The 18,967-nt window shown below is 70.3% G+C and carries 18 protein-coding genes and 1 tRNA gene; 9 read left to right on the top strand and 10 right to left on the bottom strand.

The genetic code is table 11. The annotated features are described in order from the left end of the window. Positions 1-127 precede the first annotated feature (127 nt). Positions 128-1,090: a TAXI family TRAP transporter solute-binding subunit gene (locus tag Q0A33_RS15085; RefSeq protein ID WP_291798664.1), complete on the bottom strand. Its 963-nt coding sequence runs from the start codon at positions 1,088-1,090 to the stop codon at positions 128-130. A gap of 249 nt (positions 1,091-1,339) precedes the next feature. Between Q0A33_RS15085 and Q0A33_RS15080 the strand changes: the two genes are divergently transcribed. The 3 genes from Q0A33_RS15080 to Q0A33_RS15070 all read left to right on the top strand — a co-directional run bounded on the left by Q0A33_RS15080 (position 1,340) and on the right by Q0A33_RS15070 (position 5,348). Beyond that, positions 1,340-2,368: a TAXI family TRAP transporter solute-binding subunit gene (locus tag Q0A33_RS15080; RefSeq protein WP_291798661.1), complete on the top strand. Its 1,029-nt coding sequence runs from the start codon at positions 1,340-1,342 to the stop codon at positions 2,366-2,368. Positions 2,369-2,371: 3 nt separating this feature from the next. Continuing rightward, positions 2,372-3,028 carry a DUF1850 domain-containing protein gene (locus tag Q0A33_RS15075; protein WP_291798658.1) on the top strand — a complete coding sequence of 219 codons (657 nt, stop codon included), beginning with the start codon at positions 2,372-2,374 and terminating at the stop codon, positions 3,026-3,028. A gap of 118 nt (positions 3,029-3,146) precedes the next feature. Further along, positions 3,147-5,348, top strand: a complete 2,202-nt coding sequence (locus Q0A33_RS15070; RefSeq protein WP_291798656.1) for a TRAP transporter fused permease subunit — start codon at positions 3,147-3,149, stop codon at positions 5,346-5,348. Positions 5,349-5,484: 136 nt separating this feature from the next. Here the strand turns inward: Q0A33_RS15070 and Q0A33_RS15065 are convergent, their stop codons facing one another. Then, positions 5,485-5,901, bottom strand: a complete 417-nt coding sequence (locus tag Q0A33_RS15065; protein WP_291798653.1) for a hypothetical protein — start codon at positions 5,899-5,901, stop codon at positions 5,485-5,487. A 227-nt stretch (positions 5,902-6,128) separates the two neighbouring features. Between Q0A33_RS15065 and Q0A33_RS15060 the strand changes: the two genes are divergently transcribed. Then, positions 6,129-7,418, top strand: a complete 1,290-nt coding sequence (locus tag Q0A33_RS15060; protein WP_291798650.1) for an Rv2578c family radical SAM protein — start codon at positions 6,129-6,131, stop codon at positions 7,416-7,418. A gap of 158 nt (positions 7,419-7,576) precedes the next feature. Here the strand turns inward: Q0A33_RS15060 and Q0A33_RS15055 are convergent, their stop codons facing one another. The 6 genes from Q0A33_RS15055 to Q0A33_RS15030 form a co-directional block, all read right to left on the bottom strand. Further along, a complete protein-coding gene (locus Q0A33_RS15055; RefSeq protein WP_291798647.1) occupies positions 7,577-9,616 on the bottom strand; it encodes a KUP/HAK/KT family potassium transporter in 2,040 nt (679 codons plus the stop codon). A 167-nt stretch (positions 9,617-9,783) separates the two neighbouring features. Continuing rightward, a complete protein-coding gene (locus Q0A33_RS15050) occupies positions 9,784-10,248 on the bottom strand; it encodes a GNAT family N-acetyltransferase (RefSeq protein WP_291798645.1) in 465 nt (154 codons plus the stop codon). A gap of 374 nt (positions 10,249-10,622) precedes the next feature. Continuing rightward, entirely contained in the window at positions 10,623-11,015 is a 393-nt protein-coding gene (locus Q0A33_RS15045; RefSeq protein ID WP_291798642.1) for a hypothetical protein, read from the bottom strand. Positions 11,016-11,473: 458 nt separating this feature from the next. Further along, a complete protein-coding gene (locus Q0A33_RS15040) occupies positions 11,474-12,112 on the bottom strand; it encodes a GNAT family N-acetyltransferase (RefSeq protein ID WP_291798639.1) in 639 nt (212 codons plus the stop codon). 130 nt (positions 12,113-12,242) lie between these two features. Then, complete coding sequence (locus Q0A33_RS15035) at positions 12,243-12,746, bottom strand: hypothetical protein (RefSeq protein WP_291798636.1); 504 nt, start codon at positions 12,744-12,746, stop codon at positions 12,243-12,245. 332 nt (positions 12,747-13,078) lie between these two features. Then, positions 13,079-13,711, bottom strand: coding sequence for a hypothetical protein (locus Q0A33_RS15030; protein ID WP_291798633.1), 633 nt, complete (start codon positions 13,709-13,711; stop codon positions 13,079-13,081). A gap of 211 nt (positions 13,712-13,922) precedes the next feature. On the opposite strand from Q0A33_RS15030, the gene Q0A33_RS15025 reads away from it, so the two are divergent. From Q0A33_RS15025 to Q0A33_RS15010, 4 genes are all read left to right on the top strand, one after another. Next, a complete protein-coding gene (locus Q0A33_RS15025) occupies positions 13,923-14,501 on the top strand; it encodes a LemA family protein (protein ID WP_291798630.1) in 579 nt (192 codons plus the stop codon). Then, complete coding sequence (locus Q0A33_RS15020; protein ID WP_291798627.1) at positions 14,498-15,727, top strand: DUF3137 domain-containing protein; 1,230 nt, start codon at positions 14,498-14,500, stop codon at positions 15,725-15,727. The genes Q0A33_RS15025 and Q0A33_RS15020 overlap by 4 nt, the downstream gene beginning before the upstream one ends. Before the next feature lie 323 nt (positions 15,728-16,050). Next, positions 16,051-16,437 carry an RNHCP domain-containing protein gene (locus Q0A33_RS15015; RefSeq protein ID WP_363316630.1) on the top strand — a complete coding sequence of 129 codons (387 nt, stop codon included), beginning with the start codon at positions 16,051-16,053 and terminating at the stop codon, positions 16,435-16,437. 22 nt (positions 16,438-16,459) lie between these two features. Beyond that, entirely contained in the window at positions 16,460-16,870 is a 411-nt protein-coding gene (locus Q0A33_RS15010; RefSeq protein WP_291798621.1) for an RNHCP domain-containing protein, read from the top strand. A gap of 237 nt (positions 16,871-17,107) precedes the next feature. Here the strand turns inward: Q0A33_RS15010 and Q0A33_RS15005 are convergent, their stop codons facing one another. Further along, positions 17,108-17,482, bottom strand: coding sequence for a hypothetical protein (locus Q0A33_RS15005; protein WP_291798618.1), 375 nt, complete (start codon positions 17,480-17,482; stop codon positions 17,108-17,110). A gap of 79 nt (positions 17,483-17,561) precedes the next feature. Continuing rightward, a tRNA-Ser gene (locus Q0A33_RS15000) sits at positions 17,562-17,646 on the bottom strand. 129 nt (positions 17,647-17,775) lie between these two features. Here Q0A33_RS15000 and Q0A33_RS14995 point away from each other — a divergent pair. After that, positions 17,776-18,967: MFS transporter (locus tag Q0A33_RS14995; protein WP_291798614.1), on the top strand; the 1,192-nt coding region annotated here is incomplete at its 3' end.

The raw sequence follows: 18,967 nt of genomic DNA, 5'->3' as shown, positions 1-18,967 counted from the left end.
GAACGCGTCGAGCAGGTAGAGCAGGGCGAACCCTGTGACCGGGATCAGCAGACCGCCGAGGATCGGGCCGACGATCGCCCCTGCCTGCTGGACCGTCATGTTCAGCGACACCGCCGCCGGGAGGACCTCAGTGCTGGGCGGTCTTCACGCGCTTGAAGTAGTCCGCGGCACCCGGATGCAGCGGCACCGGCAGCGTGCCGATGGCCGCCCGCTCACTGAGCTGCCGGATCGAGGGATGGTGCACCACGAGCGCCTCGCGTGAGGCGAACAGGTCCTCGGTGAGCGCGTCCACCGTGCCCCGCGCCAGGCCCGAGTGGGCGACCAGCAGGCTCGCCACGCCCACCGTGCGCACACCGGGCACTCCCGGATAGGCATCCACCGGCACCGGAACCTCGGCATAGTGACCGCCATACCGCTCCGTGAGCGGACCGACCCACTCCGAGAGGTCGATGAGCCTCACCGCAGTGGTCTCCGCCAGCACCGTCACGGCCTCGGCGGGAATCCCACTGGACCAGAAGAGCGCGTCGATCTCACCCTCGGCCAGAGCCTGCGTGGACTCCAGCAGGTCCATCGTCACCGTCTCCACCCGGGCGGGACCGGCCTCGGGGCCCATCAGACCTGCGGTCTCGAGGAGACGGCCGGACATGAGCTCCGTGCCGGAGCCCTCCGGCCCCAGCGCCACGAGCGCACCGCCCAGGTCGGCGAGCTGCCGGACTTCAGAGCCGTCCTGCACGATCAGGTGGGTGTGGTTGTCGTAGAGCTTGGCGAGGGCGCTGATGGGCTGCGGCGAGTCGAAGGGTGGGTCCCCGGCGACGGCCAGCGCGGCGATGTCTGCGAGCGCGAACCCCAGATCCGCCTCCCCGGCACCCACCTGCTCGAGGTTCGCGACCGAGGCGCCCGAGGCCAGAGCGGTGAGCGGAACCCGCCAGTCGGCGCTGACCTCCTCGAACGCCGTCCCCAGCGCGTGATAGACGCCGCCCTGCGGCCCCGTGGCGATGACCGCCGGAGCCGCGCGCCGCGCCTCCGTGCAGCTGCTCAGGGCGAGGACCAGCGCGAGGCAGAGCAGGGCCGCCGGGCGCCCGATCCGCATCCGCATCCGCTCCCCCTTCGCTCCACCCGTCTGCCCCTCCGCAGTGAATCCCGTCGGCCGCCTCGCCTGCGGGCCCCGAGGCCATGAGCTCGGCCGCGAGCCCCGCCGCCGCGGCTTCCCCCGAGTCTCAAGTCTTCCTCAAGAATGGGCGCTGACGTTCACATCGCTGTGAGTGACATCATAGTTTGCGGGGAGATGGTCGCATGCACTGCGACCTCGGTTCGGCCACGACTCGACGAGGAGCTCCCCATGAAGGCACACCCCCGCGCAACCGCCGCACTCGCACTCACTGCCGCAGTCGGGTTGGTGGTCAGCGGCTGTCAGCCGGCCGATGCGGGCGGCGACGGTGAGGAGATGGACCGCATCTCGAGCATGTCGATCGCCACCGGGGGCACCTCGGGCGTCTACTACCCGATCGGCGGGGCGCTCAGCGGCGTCATCGCAGACAACCTCGAGGGCACCTCCGCCTCCGTCGAGGCGACGGGCGCCTCTGTGGAGAACCTCCGGCTCATCGACTCCGGCTCCGCGGACATCGCGATCGCCCAGGGCGACTCGGTCGACCAGGCGTACAACGCCACCGGCGACTTCGACGACGAGGAGCCGATCACCACCCGCGCCCTCGCAGTGCTCTACCCGAACGTCTACCACACGGTCACTCTGAGCTCGATCCAGGACCGGCTCGGCCTGGAGTGCTTCGCGGACCTCGAAGGGCACCGCTACTCGGTGGGCGATGTGGGCAGCGGCAACGAGACCACGACCAATCAGGTCTTCGAGTCCCTGGGCCTGGATGTGACCTCGGACATCGACCGCAGCCAGCTGGGCTACGCGGAGACCTCGAACGCACTCACCAGCGGCGGCCTCGACGCAGGCTCCTGGGTGGTGGGCGAGGGCCACAGCGGCATCAACGAGCTCGCCGCGACGGACGATGTGTCCCTGGTCCCCATGTGCGATGACGAGATCACACAGATCCTCGACGGCGCGGGCGGCTACACGGAGCACACGATCCCCGGGGGCACCTACACCGGCGTGGACGAGGACGTGCAGACCATCGCCACGTGGAACGTGCTCGTGGTCCCGGAGGGATTCAACGAGGACCAGGCCTACGAGCTCACGCAGGCCGTCTTCGACAACCTGGACCAGCTGTCCGAGGTCTACGCACCGCTCGAGGACTACATCACCCCGGAGAACATGGAGCACTCCCCCGTGCCGTTCCACGCCGGATCTATGCGGTACTTCGAGGAGGCCGGCATCGAGGTGCCGGCAGACCTCGCCGGCTGAGCGGTGACCTCGCACGGGGGCACGGCGGGCGGTGCGGAGCCGGCCGGCGGGGAGGGTCTCGCGGGCAGTGCGGGTCCCGCAGGCGGCACGAGTCCGGCGAGCGGTGCGGTGCCGGCGCACAGCGCGGAGCCGAGGTGCGCCTCGGGTCCCAGGCGCACCTCACGAGCCGCCGTCTCCGTGGGGCTCGCGGTGCTCGCCGCGGGAGCCGCGGCAGCCGCCTTCGCCCCCGTCTGGCCGGCTGTCACCGTCTCCGGCGGCGAGCGCACCCTGGCCGTCGTCGGGCACGACCGCTTCTCGATCTCCTACGTCCATTCGATCGACGGGCTGCCCATCGAAGAGGACCTGCAGGTGGACGAGGGCCGGCTCGTCGTCGAGAGGACGCGGCTCAGGCAGTTCGGGGCGGGAATGGGCCAGATCGAGGGCCACGGCCACGGTCGCCAGGAGGGCCGGTGGTGGGTCATCGACGACATGGGCAGGGACATAGGCGCGGAGATGCACCTGCGCGCGGGAGCCCCCGAGGTCGACCACCGCCTCCGGATCGACACCACGGAACTCGCGCTCTCGGCCTGCATGCCGGGAGAGCGCATCACGATCACCGCACAGCGCGTCTCGGCGCTCAGGCTGCTGAAGGCCGCCGATGCCGAGTGCGCGCTGAGCTGAGAAGCCGCAGCGCGAAGAAGCTGGGCGAAGAAGCTGAGGAGCAGAATATGTCCGAGGAGCAGAAGAGATACCGGAAGCTGACGGCGGTCGGGCAGCCCGTCCTGGCGGGGAGGCAGGCATGAGCCGGCCCGGCCTCAAGGATGCCTCCCAGGACCACGGTGCCGAGCTGCTCCCGGACGCGTTCCGCGAGAACGCGCAGGTGAGCGCCGAGGACGAGGACCAGGAGGACTCGACTCAGCCGCTGTGGCAGCGCCTGGCGGAGCAGCGCGTGGGCACCGGCGGACTGCAGCGGGCGATGGGATGGATCATCCTCGCACTCGCCCTCGCGCTCGGCGGGTTCCAGCTCTACATCGGCATCACCTTCGACATGGATGCACGGCAGCAGCGCCTCGTGCACCTGCTCCTGGTGCTCACGCTCATCTTCCTCACGGTCCCCGCCGCGAAGTCCGCATGGGGCCGTTCCGTCCCCCTGCTGGCACTCGACGCACTCCTCGTCCTCGCCGCCGTGGCCGCGACGGTGTATCCCATCGTCAACGCCGCGGAACTGGCCCGGCGCGCCGGCGCCTACGAGACGACCGACTGGGTGCTGGGCATCGTGCTCATCGTGCTCCTGCTCGAGGCCACCCGCCGCACAGTGGGCTGGTTCATGTCCGTGCTGGTGCTCGCCTTCATGTTCTACGCCTGGGCGGGCCCCTGGTTCCCCGGGGCGTTCAACCACCGGGGGGCCACCATCGAGCGGCTCTCCGCCTACGTCTACCTGGGCAATGACGGCATCCTCGGCATGACCCTGGGCGTGGTCGTCACCTTCGTCTTCATCTTCGTCCTCTTCGGCGCCCTTCTGCAGAAGACCGGTGGCGGCAACTTCTGCATCGGCCTCGCCTTCGTGCTCACCGGGCGCTACCCCGGAGGGCCGGCGAAGGGGGCCGTGGTGGGCTCGGCCATGATGGGCTCGATCTCCGGCACCGCCCTGGGCAATGTCGCGACCACCGGCCCCTTCACCATCCCCATGATGAAGAAGGTGGGCTACAATAAAGAGGAGGCGGCCGGCGTGGAGGCGGCGGCCTCGACGGGCGGGCAGATCCTGCCGCCCATCATGGGCGCGGGCGCCTTCCTCATCGCTGAGCGCACCGGCATCCCGTACGCGGAGATCGTCCTCGTCTCGATCATCCCGGCCCTCATGTACTTCGGGACCGTCTACCTGTTCGTCGACATCAAGGCGCGCAAGCGCGGCATGTCCAGCATCCCCAAGGACCAGCTGCCGGTCTTCAAGGAGGTCATGAAGGGCGGCTGGCACTTCCTCGCCCCGCTCGTGCTCCTCATCGTGCTCCTCCTGCAGTACGTGCCGCCGGGCCGGGCGGGCCTCTACGCCACTGCGGCGCTGTTCGTCGTGGCGATGCTGCGGTCGATGAGCCGGCTGAGCCTGCGCGACATCGGCGAGGTCTTCGTCATCGCCGCGCGCAACACCCTGCCGGTGAGTGCGGCCTGTGCCATCGCGGGCATCATCGTGGGGGTCGTGGGCCTCACCGGCCTGGGCCTGGTGATCTCGGACGTGCTGGTGAGCGCATTCGCCGGCAGCCTGCTGCTCACGCTCATCATGGTGGCGCTGGCCTCGCTGATCCTGGGCGTGGGTCTGCCGGTGACGGCCTCGTACGTGGTGCTCATCATCCTCGCGGGCCCCGCCCTGCAGGAGCTGGGTCTCGCGGTCATCGTCACGCACCTCATCGTCTACTGGTTCAGCCAGGACTCGAACGTGACCCCGCCGGTGGCGCTCGCGGCCTTCGTCGCCGCGGGCATCGCGAACTCCTCGCCCATGCGCTCGGCCTTCCACGCATGGATCTTCGCCAAGGGCCTGTACTTCATCCCGCTGATGTTCGCGTACTCGGCACTCCTGCTCACGGGGACGCCGTGGGAGGTGACCGTGGCGACGGTGACCGGCTGTGTGGCACTGGTGGGCGCGGCAGTCGCGATCGAGGGCTATCTCCTGCGGCCGGCCGGCGTGTGGCAGCGCATCGTGCTGGCCGTCGCAGCCCTGCTCGCCCTCGTGGCCCCGGAGTGGACCGGCTGGACGGAGAGCCTGTTCGGCGTGACCGTGGCCTCGGACGTCTTCCTGTGGGTGGGCACGCTCGTCATCCTCGCATTCGTGGTCTGGCAGGTCCTCGCCCAGCGGATCAGCCCCGTGGTCGTGACTCCCATGGAGGAGCGGGAGGGAGCAGAGCCGGAGGAGGCGCGCAGGGCCGCCGCCGAGGCCGCCGCGAGCCCCCAGCCCGAGCCGGGGACGGGCTCCGCCACCGCAGGCCGGGAGGACGAGCGGGGCAGCTGATCGGCACCGTCGTCCGCATGCGCTCACGCCGCCGAGCGCTCATCGCCGGCGAACACGGCGAAGGCCCGTCCGCACCGGGAGGCACCCGGTGCGGACGGGCCTTCGCACCGCCTGCGCGGCTGCGTGCATGCGCGGCTCACTTCCTGCGCGAGCCGCCCCTGATGACGAGTGCCGCAGCGATCGCGGCGAGCCAGACGTTGTGCGAGACGGAGACGCCTTCTCCCTGGGGCCGGATGCCGTCGCCCTTGGTGAACTCCTCCGTGCGGAAGTACATGGTGAGCATCCCCGCGCTGAATCCGCCCAATGCCAGTCCGGCCAGGCGCGTGGGGATGAACGGCGCGAGCAGAGCGGCACCCACCGCCATCTCCGCAGCGGCGAGCAGCTTGCCGAACTGCTGTGCGTCGAGCTCCGCCAGGACGGGGAACCCCTTCGCCGCCATCGACTGCAGGTAGCCGGCGCTCGATTCGCTCAGACCCAGCTTCTCCACGCCGGCGTTGAAGATGGTGGCGCCGCTTGCGCCTCGCAGGATCGCAGTGGTGAGGGATCGCGACATGGATGAGGCCTTTCGTCTGCCGGGATGTGCGCGCCGGACCTGAGCACCGGCACGCACGGGAGCGGAGCCACACTATCGGAGCCGCCCCCGCCGGAGGGGCTTGATTGCGAAGGATGACGGCCACCTCACACCCATGGGCCGAGACCGGAGGCACCGCAGCCTCCCGCCCACCGCCCCGGGGGGGGTACTGCATTGACATGATTTAGAACGTGTGTTCGACTGCTGTCATGCGCTGGACCACGGAAGCCGCCACCTCCCGCACACCTGAGCCGGCCTCGGGTGCGGATGCCGCGGAGCCCTCCCCCGCTTCAGCTCCCGCGGAAGCCGCCCCTGGGCTCTTCAGCCTCCGCGGACTGCTGCGGAGCGTGCGCACGCCGGAGTTCGCCGGGATGACCTTCCATGAGGTCCTCGCCAAGTCCGCGCTCAACAAGGTGCCGCCGGCCAGTTCGATGCCCTTCCGCTGGACCGTGAACCCCTACCGCGGCTGCTCGCACGCCTGCGTGTACTGCTTCGCACGCAGCACCCACACCTATCTGGACATGGATGCCGGCAGGGACTTCGAAAGGCAGGTGGTGGTGAAGGTGAATGCGGCGGAGGTCCTGGCCGCAGAACTCGCGCGCCCGCGGTGGTCACGGGAGCATGTCGCGCTGGGCACCAACACGGACCCCTATCAGCGCGCTGAGGGCCACTACCGGCTCATGCCCGGGATCATCACCGCGCTGGCGGAGAGCGGCACCCCTTTCTCCGTCCTCACCAAGGGGACCCTGCTGCGGCGGGATCTGCCGCTGCTGGCCCAGGCCGCGGAGCAGGTGGAGGTGGATCTCGCGATGTCGATCGCGGTCTTCGACGACAAGCTGCAGCAGGCCGTGGAGCCGGGCACACCCCGCACCGCCGCGCGTCTGGCGACGGTGCGCGCGGCAGCGGATCTGGGCTTCCGCGTGACGGTGTTCCTCATGCCCGTCATGCCCAAGCTCACGGACTCCCGCGCGCAGCTGGACGAGGCGCTGCGCTCCATCAGGGAGGCCGGGGCCGCGCGCGTGGTCTACGGTGCTCTGCACCTGCGGCCGGGGGCCAGGGAGTGGTTCCTCGCATGGATCGACCGGGAGCACCCTGAGCTCTCGTCCCGGTATCAGCGCATGTACGCAGGTTCCTCCTATGCCTCTGCCCGGTACCGGGAATGGCTGGACGAGCGCATGCGCCCGCTGCTGAGGAAGCACGGGCTCAGCGCCTCCGCCGACGAGGACACCCCGGAGGCCCGCCGCTTCGCCCGGCTGCGCGCACAGCGGGAGAAGACCGCCGCGCCGGGGGCGCCGGGAGCGCCGGGAGGCAGGCGCGGCGGCTACGGCAGCTACGGCCGCAAGATCGGGGCCGGCGAGGAGGCCGGCGGCTCAGCCCATGGGGCCTCGGGAGGCGGACCGGGCGACACCACGGGGAGCGCTCTCGGCCGCACGTCGGGCAGCACCCCAGGCCTCGGCGGCATTCCCGCGCTGGAACCGCTGGTGCCCACACTGTTCTGAGCCCGCTCCGCACAGTGTCTGATCCGCCTTGCCGGCTGCACCCGCGCTCGTGCCTTCGTTTCGCAGTGTTTGACGGTGTGGATGCGTGCAGCCGCGCGCACACCGTCAAACACTGCGAAACGTGAGGTCGCTGAACGAGCGGTCGGATCTCGCCCTGCTCAGACCTCCAGCTCAGAGCCCAGCACGATAGTGCGGTCCGGCGGCAGACGGAAGGCCTCGGTGCGATCCGCCTGGTTCTTCTCCAGCGCGAGGAACAGCTTCTGCCGCCACTCGCGCAGCCGGTGAGTGCGACGCGGCTGCAGCGCGAGCACGGAGAGGAAGTAGCGCACCTCGTCGAGGTCGAGCGCGATGCCAGCCTCCTCCAGCTGCCGTGCGGCGAGCGCGAGGCTGCGGGGGATGTCAGGCGAGTCCGTGAAACCCACGGACACTGTCACCCGCACGATCCCGCACCGGGACGGAGTGACGCTGCGGTGCGCACTGCCTGCAGCCCCGCCGCCGGCCGCACGGCCCAGGTCCTCCACCCGGATGCGGTGCTCTGCAGGCACGTGCGGCACATTCGCGTCGACCAGGCGCACCAGCACCACGTGGGCGTGGAGCGCGCGGAGGCTGCGCACGCACTGGACCATCGCCAAGGGGGCCGTCCGCGCATCCGGATGCGGGAACACCGCGGTGCCGGGGGTCCGGAGCACCGGCTCCTCGGACAGACCGCGGATGAACGGGAGGAGGGGTCTCTCGATGCGCCTCCGCTCCGCGGACACCCTCTCGTACCCGCGCCGCCAGGTCACCATGAGGACCAGCACGATGCCGGCGACCAGCAGAGGCAGCCAGCCGCCCACCAGCAGCTTCACGGTGTTCGCCGCGAAGAGCAGACACTCCAGCAGACCCACCGCGCAGACATAGGCGGCGATCCGCCACGGGCCCCAGCGCCAGACCGTGTGGGCGAACACCAGGAAGATAGCGGACTCCAGCAGGAGCGTCCCCGTCACCGCGAGCCCATAGGCCCCCGCCAGCCTCTCGGAGGAGGAGAAGACGAGCACCAGGGACATCACACCGGCGAAGAGCGCCCAGTTCACGGTGGGCAGGTAGATCTGGCCCTCCTCCCGGGCCGAGGTGTGGCGCACCGTGAGCCGCGGCAGCAGACCCAGCCGGATCGCCTGGCGGGTGACGGAGAAGGCCCCGGAGATCACCGCCTGGGAGGCGATGACCGTCGCCGCCATCGCAAGCACCAGCAGCGGCGCCTGGAGAGCAGAGGGCGCGAGGCGGAAGAAGGGATCGCTCGCCGAGGCCGGGGCCGTGAGGACGCTCGCGCCCTGGCCGAGGTAGACGAGGGCGAGGGCGGGAAGGGCCACGGCCAGCCAGGCCGTCCGCACTGCCCGGGCACCGAAGTGCCCCAGGTCCGCGTAGAGGGCCTCGGCCCCGGTGACCGTGAGCACCACGGCGCCCAGGAGGACGAAGGCGGCGAAGGGCTGGCGGAGCATCAGCTCGACCGCCCAGTGCGGGGACAGGCTCATGAGGATCTCCGGATGGGCGAGCACATGCGGCACTCCGAGCGCGGCCATGACGAGGAACCAGCCCAGCATGACGGGCCCGAATGCACGTCCCACCTTTCCCGTGCCGAACGGCTGCACCGCGAAGAGCAGCGCGAGGATGCCTGCGGAGACCGGCACCACGAGGGGCTGGAGGCCCGGTGAGAGAGTGGTGAGGCCTTCCGCGGCGCTGAGCACGGAGATCGCGGGGGTGATGACGGAGTCTCCGTAGAACAGCGCTGCCCCGAGCATGCCCAGCGCGGTGACGACGAGGACGCCCCTGCGGCCGGTGATCCGCCGTCGCAGGAGGGCCACCAGTGCGAGGATGCCGCCCTGTCCGTCGTTGTCCGCCCGCGTCACGAGCAGCACGTACTTGACCGTGACGATGAGCGTGAGCGTCCAGAGCACCAGGGAGATGATGCCGTAGACGTTCGCAGGCGTGGGCGCCACGGCGTTGTGGTCCATGCTGAAGGCTGTGCGCATGGCGTAGAGCGGACTCGTGCCGATGTCCCCGAACACCACACCGAGGCTGCCGATCACGGCGGCGGACCCGCCGCGGCCGCGTGCGGTCCTGTCGTCGGGCGCCGTCCCGGGTGCAGCGGCGGCTGTGCCTTCGGAATCGTGTGCCTTGTGCCGAGTGCCCGTGCGTGGGGTGCGCCGTGTAGGGGACATGACTCACAGTGTGCGCCTGCCGGCGCCGAATGCACCCCTGCTCAGCGAGAAAGCTGCGGGCACCTCACGACCGGCCGCCGGGCGAACCTGCCTGCAAGCCACCGGGTGAGCCGGCGGGCTGCTCCGCCGCGCTGCACGGCAGGCACCTTGGCCGCGGTGCGCCTGCCTCAGTCCCGCAGCGACTTCGCGAAGGGGTGCATGCCCACTTCCTCGGGAGGCAGCGAACGGTCGTAGAGAGGCGTGTATCCGCTGCGCAGGTACAGCGCCACCGCCTCGGGCTGACGCGGGCCGGCCGTGAGGAAGGCGCGCGTGTATCCCTGGGCAGCGGCGCGATGCTCGAGCTCAGCGAGGATCCGCCGGCCCAAGCCCCGGCCCCGGTGATCGGCGCTGGTCCAGATGCGCTTGAGCTCCGCAGTCGCTTCGTCATAGCGCATGAACGCGCCGCCGGAGACGGGCACATCGCCCTCGAGCAGCAGGAGGAAGCAGCCGTGGGGCGGATCGAAGGCCCCGGCCGGGTACCGGTCGATCTCCTTGATCCCGTCCCCGCTCACCCGCATGTCCGCATAGCGCTCGTCGTACTCGCGGCCCAGATCGGTCAGCAAGGGCGCTGCCAGGGGGTCGCGCGCGCTCACCGTCACCACGCGGAGTGCCGTGCGAGCGCTCCCCGGCCCGTCTCCCGCGCCCGCGGCCGAGGACAGTTCCGCTGTGCCCGGGCCGTTCGCGGGAGCGGCGGCAACGGCGGGCGAGCCGGGAACGGGAGTCGCCCTGCCGGGATCGGGGGCGGCAGGGGTCGGAGCGGCGGGAGCGCAGCGCGTCACTGCGTGAGCAGTCGGTGCGACTCCGTGGGCGATGCCGGGCACGGGGGACTTCCTCTCCGCAGCGGGAATGAGCACCGGTGACGGTAGCAGAACGGTCGCTCCGCCCGGGGCTCTGCCGACATGCGGTGCCACACCGCACGCTGCCCTGTGGCACCGCACCGGATGTGCTCAGACTGCCTCGGGCAAGATCAGCCGGCCTCGGGCGCCTGCGCGAGGGACGGGCCTCCCCGCTGTGAGGCCCGGCGATCCCGCGAGATCTCCACAGTCGCCAGTGCCATGAGTGCCACGGTGAACGGCCAGACGAGGCCGAGCAGTGCGATGAGCAGCGTCCCGCCGACGCCGAGGCCGTCCGGGTAGGGGATGCCGTAGGCCATGAGCTGCATGAGTGCGACCGTGATCCAGAGGCAGCCGAACACCACTGCGCCGCGTAGCTGGGAGATGACGTTGCCGCGGCGCGAACATGACACCGGCCTGGCGTGCGGCGACCAGTACAGCGCGGCGGAGAAGACGGCGATCACAGCGAGATCGAGCACGTGGTCGAGGAAGCTCGCCGTCTGTGCCTCTGTCCTGGATAGTCCCATCGCCCAGCGGGATCGGAACCCCATGAGCACCATCGCCGCGAGACTCGTGACGGCAGCACATACCCGCAGCACTTGGTGGGCTCGCCGGCGGTCGCGAGCTGGGCTTCTGGAGAGCTCACCGGCGGGGGCGGAAGCACGCAGCGGCGGAGGAGTCGGTGAGCGGCGAGGGCTGCGCTGAAGAAACCCGCGACGCCTATGAAGTAGGCACTGGCGGTGCCGCCCACGACGCCGCTCTGCTGCGCATTCACCACAGCAGGATGCGCGCAGAGGCCGAGCGCGGCCACCGCGAGCTCCGCTGCCGGAAGGGCTGGCTGGGCCTGCGGGGAAGGCGGATCTGAGGGACTCACGGACACCTGGCGTCTGACGCCCGGTGGAGGCAAGCATAGGGCCGCACAGGCGCCCTGCGGCTCACGAGGCGCTCCGGGCTCAGGGGCTTCCGGGTCCAGGCGAGCTGCGGCTCAGGGGATCTCAGCGCGCAGGGTCCAGATCTGCGGGCCGCACTCCGGACGCTGATGCGCGACCACCTCGAAACCGTGCCGCCGGTAGAGCGCGACATTGCGCTCGTCGGAGGTCTCCAGCCCGACCGCCGAGGCGCCGCGCGCCTGCGCAGTTCTGAGACCGGCGTCCACGAGTCTTCCGCCGATACCTCTGCCCTGTGCGGACGAGAGTACGCCCACCGTCTCCAGGGTCCAGTCCGCGGCGGGGAGCGGGGCAGCCAGGGCCTGTGCGGCCGGGAGCTCCGGTTCAGGGGACTCGACGCCGCCGAGGCGTCCGAGGCGATCTCCGTGCAGCGCGCGGATGCGCTCATACACCTCCGGCGCGGGCTCCGGGGCGGCGACGGGCAGCAGAGCGACGACTCCGGAGAAGTCCGCCGTCCGCAGCACGCTCCCGTGCCCGAGGGCATGCGCGAGGTAGAGCCGCTGCAGCTGTCTGAGACGCTCTCCGTAGCCGTCCTCCGGAATCACCCAGCGCGTCCAGGCGTAGTCGTGGAAGGCAACGGCGAGGACGGCGGCGGCGTCCTCGAGTTCGGCCTCGACGAGGTGGACGATCTGATCGGGACCGGGCCGAACGGGGATCATGGCGAGCGCTGCCTCCATCTGCGAGTGCGCTCCGGGAGCGCTGTCGGGACGAATTCTCTCCGGCGGCCGGGCCCGGCGTCAAAGGCGCCGGAGGCGGCGAGAAGGCCACCGTCGCGCCCGTGCTCTCCGTCGTCCTCTGCCCCCGCCCTCAGACGCGCACCACCCCGTCCGCGAGGACGAGCGGGGCGTAGACCGGCGCAGGACTGACGCCGTGGCCCGGGTCGATCCCCACGATGCTCCGCCCGCCTGCCCGGAAGACGATGTGGCCCAGATCCGCGTGGACGGTGAGCGACGGACGCACCCACGTCTCCGCCCACCACAGACCGCGGTCCCAGGCCAGCGCGGTCGAGTGCCCGTGCGCCTGGTGGAAGGGCATGGGCGCCTGCGCGCGCAGCCAGGAGGGATAGACCTCCCGCGCCGACGACGCCCAGACGGGGCCCGCGCAGATGTCGTCGACGCCCGTGAGCATCTCGCCGGGGAACCACAGCGCGCCATCCGCGCGGGCCTCGGCATGGGTGAGGAGCCAGTCGCCGCCGTCCGCCGTCTCGACCGCGGCGGCGGGAACAATGAGCCCGCTGTGCCACCAGTCCGCCAGGAGCGCCGCGGCTCCGTCCTCGATCCGCTCGCGCCACTGGAACACCGGCCGGTCCACGTACAGCTGTACAGCTGCTCGTGGTTGCCCACCAGCTGCGTCCAGACCCCGCGTTGCAGCAGCCTGTCCGCGAGGACGACCGCCCCCGGCGAATCCGGTCCGCGATGGACGAGGTCGCTCACCTGCACGACGTGGAGGTCCTCCGGCCAGTCGAGGGCCACGGACGCCCAGTCCGCACCCGCCGGGGCGCGGCTTCCGGTCTCGAACCGCACCCCCAGATCCTCCAGCACGACCCGCAGCGCCTGCGTCTGTCCGCCCACATTGCCGAGGACGGCCGCCCTCCCCGCCCGCACCTCGGGCCCGGTGTTCTCCGGTTCCGTCGTGACGGGATCCTATGCACGGAAGGGGTGCTGCCGGGGCGGCTGCGCCAGCGCGGAGGCGTGCGCGGCGGTGAGGAACGCGAGGAGCCGGCGCGGGCCGCCTTCGAATCCGGGGCGCACGGTGAACACGGTGCGCGCAGGTGCCCTCGTGCCGTGTGCGGCAAGGCTGCGCTGCAGGCGGGCCTGCCCTTCAGCCGTGAGGGTGTACTGCACCGTGAACCCCGCTCCTCTGGGTCCGCGGCGACCTTCGAACCCTGCGATGTCCGACCAGGGGACCTCCGCCGTCTGCCCGCCGCCGAGGTCTCTGTACCGGCAGCCGCTGAGCCCCCGGGGCGAGAGGACGAGCGCCTCGCGTCGCAGCAGTCGCCGGATGAGCAGCGGGACGCCCACGGGGCCGAAGAACACGATGCCCGCCAGAGATGCCCAGGTGACGGGATGGAGGAGGGTCGCCCACCACTGCTCCGCGTCCGCGGCGAGCACTGCGGATCTGAGGAAGAACACCAGCAGGGAAGCGCAGACCACGGTGAACAGGACAGAGCCCACGAGTGCGGCCACGCCCCGCAGCCGTGAGCCGGGGACCACCACTCGCCCGCCTGCACGCAGGCGGGCGAGGCAGGTCTCGGTGGGGTGTGCGGGCCATTCCATGCCCTCATTCTCACACCGGGCGGCCGCTGTCCGGGGCGCCCGTTCCCCCTGGCAGCGTCACGCCGGAAGGCCTCGTGCCGGGGAATTCATCCGCACCGCCTGCCGCGCACCCATGTCGTACGCTTAGGGCACCTTGCCGTTCCGGAAGAGTCCCGCACCGGTGCGCGTCCCTCCGGCTCGGATGCACCTGACCCCGACCCGAGAGGTTCCCATGCCGCCCTGGGCCGTCATCACCGCCGCGTGCGTCGTCATCATCGCCTTCGCCGTCTGGCTCATCACCGTCCGCAACCGCCTCGTGCGGGCGCGCAATCGCTCGCACGAGGCCCTCAGGGGCATCGACGTCGCCCTGGAGACCCGCTTCGACCAGGTGAAGGCGCAGGCCGAGGCGGCCTCGGGCGCGGTCGGGAAGGAGGTGGAGATGATGCTCGGGGCCACCGCCCTGCGCACCGGGCGTGGGATCGAGCAGCTGAGCGTCACGGAGAAGGCCGAGCTGGGCGAGGCCCTCGGGCGCGCCGAGCGGTCCCTGCTCGCAGCGGTCGAGGCCTATCCGGAGATGCGCACCCAGCAGAATGTCGAGCTGCTGCAGCGGACCGTCAACGAGACGGAGGAGCGCCTGCAGGCCGCCCGCCGCGTCTACAACAGCACGGCGACGGACTACAACACGCGCCGGCAGGTCTTCCCCACCGTACTCGTCGCCGGGCTCCTGGGATTCCGCGACCACGAGCTGTTCGAGCTGACGAACGCGGTCAAGCGCGAGCAGTACGACCTGGGAGGGTTCCTCGGCTCATGAGCGCACTGCATCGCATCGACGCCCCGGAATTCGAGCGGGTCTGGGCACAGGTCCAGGCACCGGCGGCGGACATCTCGCGGCAGTCGGCCCTCCTGCGCAGGAACAGTCCCCTGGGCTGTCTGCTGACGCTGTCGATGATGCTGGGTCTCCTGCTGATCCTGGGCGGGATCTTCCTGCTGGGATCGGCAGACGCCCTCATCGTCGGCGGGGCGATCGGAACGGGCGTCCTCCTGCTGGGCCTTCCGGCGCTGGCCGTGTGGCGCACGTACTCGCGGGCCTCCTCACGGCACACCGCCGAGGTGGTGGCACCGCTGTTCGAGCAGCTCGCCGCCGGCATGAGCGGGAGGGACGGTGCACGTCTGCAGGCGCGCTATGAGCCTGACGGTGCCGTCCCCCAGCGGGTGCTGCGCAGCGCCGGATTCCTCACGGACGCGTCCGTGCCGCAGGAGGACTTCTTCACCGGACGGTTCGGGCAGACGGACTTCATGCTCGGGGATCTGAAGTGGGAGCTCTCGGAACCGGAGCTCAGTGCGGAGAGCAGGGAGAGGCAGAGGGCGCACGAGGCACGCAGGCAGCAGACCTGGGCCAGGAAGGAGCGCAGCCTCTCCCGGGAGGTCCGGCGGACGGACGGGGCACGGGGCACACGCGAGCTGCGCGAGCACCGGATGGCTCAGCCCGGGCGCAGCGGCGGCGGCCTCGTGGGGAAGCAGGTGCAGAAGGCACTGCGCCCGGCGGCGGAGGGACTCGAATCGGTGAACGCCGCGCTGGGGGCCTCGCTCGTCTTCTTCAGCGCGGACTTCCACAAGGAGTTCACGTCCCGGACCTACCTCCTGCCGCGGGCGGAGAAGCCGCTGGCGCTGCGCACGCTCTCGGAGGAGAGCGCGGCGCGGCAGGGGCTGGAGCCGATGAGGCTCGAGGACACCCGGCTCATGGAACGCTTTCACTGCTGGACGAACGACCAGGCCGAGGCGCGCTATCTGCTGACCCCTCAGCTCATGGACGCGATCAGCACGCTGGCCGCGCGCCTCGACTCCCCGCACGTGGCCGTGTCCTTCACCGGCACGCGGATGCACGTGGGCGTCGTGGCCGATTCCGATCGCTTCTCCGCCGACTTCGCCGATCCTGATCCGAAGGCCACCGCCAGGGAGATCTATGAGGACCTGGTCCTCTTCCTGTCGCTCGCAGAGCACTTCGATCTCAACACCCGCATCTGGACGAAACGGTGAGGGACCACGAGTGAGGCGGAGCCGCCTGCGTCCCTGCCGAAGCCCGCGGCGGTGCCGGGTACGGAAGTTTTGACAGGGGCATGCCGCCCACCGGTACCATGATGGAATTCTTGTTGATTCTCTCTGGACTTGCGGGTCCTGGAAATAGGTGTTTGATGTTCCGGCTCGCGCTGAGTGCGCCTCGCCATTCCGCATGACCGTCCGCAGCTGAACTCTGCCGGACGAGACATTCGGTTCTTCAGTATGCCCACGTCACGAATACGACGTCGGACCACTCCCTGACGGGGCCACTCGGCCTGCTCTTGCTGTTATGTCTTTTCCCAGTGAGGAGCACCCCGGTGTCCGATTGCACCACCGAATCAACCCCTACTCTCAACCTCGGCGCTTTCACCTGTACCTGGTGCAGGCTGACTGTGCCCGAGTACGCCCCGGACGGCGAACCGCGCAACCACTGCCCTTCGTGCCTGCGCTCGCAGCATGTGCACGACCACGCGGCCGGCGGCCCGGGCGAGTGCGAAGGCGAGATGTCACCCATCGCCGTCGCCGTGCTTCGCAGCGGTGACTGGATGGTGATCCACAGGTGCGTCCGCTGCGACGAACTCACCTCGAGTCCGGCCCGGTGCGACGACAATCAGCTCATCCTGATGCGCCTGGCGGTCCGTCCCCTGGCCCAGCCGCCCTTCCCTCTCGAAGCCTTCGGGACCATGTGAGGGGTGAGGAAGGTCTGCAGCCATGTCTCGAAAGAACGCACGCACTCGCAGCCCGCAGCGCCGAAAGGACGTCCTGCACTCCCGTGGAGGACACCAGGCCAACGACTTCCGTTGTGTGTCCTGCCGACTCGACGTCTCGGTGACTGCCCTTGGAACCGCCCATCGCAATCATTGCCCGCACTGCCTGGCGAGCAGGCATGTGGACAAGAGGATTCCAGGCGACCGGGCCGAGGCCTGCCATGGCCGCATGGAGGCCTTGTGCATGTCCGTGCGCCAGGACGGCGAATGGCTGATCATCCACTGCTGCGCATCGTGCGGCGAGCTGAGCGCGAATCGAGTTGCCGGTGACGACAACCCGCTTGCGCTGGTCCGGCTCGCCACCAGGCCTCTGGCTGATCCGCGGTACGCCAGTCGGCTTCTGTATGCCGTGTGAGTGAACTCCGACAGCCCTACGACTGATGTGGAAGGAAGCGGAAACCCGGGGCGACAGCGCTGAGGCCACGTTCTCTCAGCGCTGTCGTCCCGCCGTTCTCTCGGATGAGCACTCAGCGGGCGCGCCCCAGCCGAGCCCGCAGTCGATCTGTCTCCGCCCGCACACCTGTGGCTGCTGACACGTGTGCGGCTTCTGCTGCATGCGACGAAGGATCCCGGGGCACCTCAGGCCGGTTCATCAGCTGCCGATCCAGGTTCGAGGCGGAGCCGCCTGCCCGTCGTCGATGCGGATGTCACCCATCCCCAGCCACACGGACCGCGCGCTGCAGCGCGGGTCGGGGAGGACCACCTTCACCGTCTGCGCGGCGATGTCGTACTGCACCGCCGCCAGCTGCATGACCTCCGTGCCCGTCTCCCATTCGACATGCGCGAACACCGGCACCGGTGCGCGATGCGCGCCGTGGGGCGAGGGCTCACGGGCATTGAGGATCAGGACCTCGGGAGTGACGCCGAAGGCTGATCCGGAAACGTCAGCGGCCCTGTCGAAGTCCACGGCGATGGCAGGTTCCGCAGGGGTACCGGTTGGGGGCGCAAGATCCGGGTGAAGCGTCATGCGGCCGAGGCTAGAGGCAGGCACGGACACAACCCCGGAAACAAGCGGAAGCCCCCGGTTTTCCGGGGGCTTCCAACTGCGGAGGATAGGGGATTTGAACCCCTGAGGGCGTTAACCCAACACGCGTTCCAGGCGTGCGCCATAGGCCGCTAGGCGAATCCTCCGAGAAGAACTCTACATGAGCCGTTCACCCGAAAGCCAATCACCCCGGCGCGAGCTGGGTCACATCCTCCCGAAGGCAAAGAACCCTCTACTGACCAAGACACTGACCGAACGTGCGATAAGGTCCGAGCATGGGAGCAGAGTCGCTTTCGCGCCGGAAGAAGCCGCGCATCTGGCCGCTGTACGTCGCCACCTTCCTGTCGACGTACACCTTCAGCGTCGCCAACATCGCCGCCCCCGGCATGCAGGTCGCCCTGGAGCTCCCAGCCTCGCGCACCACTCTCGTCATCGGCGCCTACTCCGTCTCCTTCGCCGCCGGCCTCATCATCTGCGGCCGCCTGGGCGACACCTACGGACGCAAGCGGCTCTTCCGCATCGGGATCGCCTCCATCCTCGTCACCTCCATCCTCACGGCCCTGGCCCCCACCCAGGAGCTGCTCATCCTCGGCCGGCTCCTCCAGGGGTGCGCCGCCGCCCTCACCACCCCGCAGATCCTCTCCAGCATCCAGGCCACCCTCCACGGCGCGGCCCGCAGCCGCGCCATCAGCCTCTACAGCGTCTGCGCCGGGTCCGGGACCATCGGCGGGAACGTGCTGGGCGGCGCGGTGATCGGCCTCCTGCCGCCGGAGCTGGCCTGGCGCGGAGCGCTCATGACCATCGCCGTCATCGCCGCCTTCGCCTGGACCGGATCCGGCTACCTGGCGGAGTCCCGTTCGCCCACACCCGAGGGCATCGACGGCCTCGGCTCCGTCATCCTGGCCGGCGCCCTCCTGTGCTTCATCACGGGCCTCACCAACGCCTCGGCCGTGGATCCCCTCCGCCCGCTGGACTCCCCCGGCCAGCTCGCCCTCACCGCGGCCCTCCTCGCGGGATCAGCCGTGGGCGCGCTGCTCCTCGCCCTCCACCTCCGCCGCCGTTCCGCCGCGGCACGGCCCGCGATCCTCCCGCTCCCGGTCATCCGCGTGCCCGCCGTGGCCATCGGGATGGCACTGGCGCTGCTGTTCTTCGTCATGCTCTCCTCCTTCATGTACAACTACGCCGTGCTCACACAGGAGGGGCTGGGGATCGCGCCGCTCACAGCGGGCACCGGCCTCATCGTCAACGGCGGGGCCTTCATCGTCGTCTCCCTGTTCGCCACGCGCCTGCTGGATCGGATGGGACCGCGCGTGATGATCCTGGGGGCCGGGACGCAGGCACTGGGCCTCGCCGCACTCGCGACCCTCGCCTTCACCCAGACGGAGCCGTTCCTCCTCTGGTTCCAGTTCACCGCCGTCCTCATCGGCGGCGGCCAGGGGCTCATGTTCGGCCCCCTCATCTCCGTGG

Source organism: Brevibacterium sp., from assembly GCF_022712115.1.
Taxonomy (GTDB): Bacteria; Actinomycetota; Actinomycetes; order Actinomycetales; family Brevibacteriaceae; genus Brevibacterium; species Brevibacterium salitolerans.
This window is presented reverse-complemented; position numbering and strand designations above follow the sequence as displayed.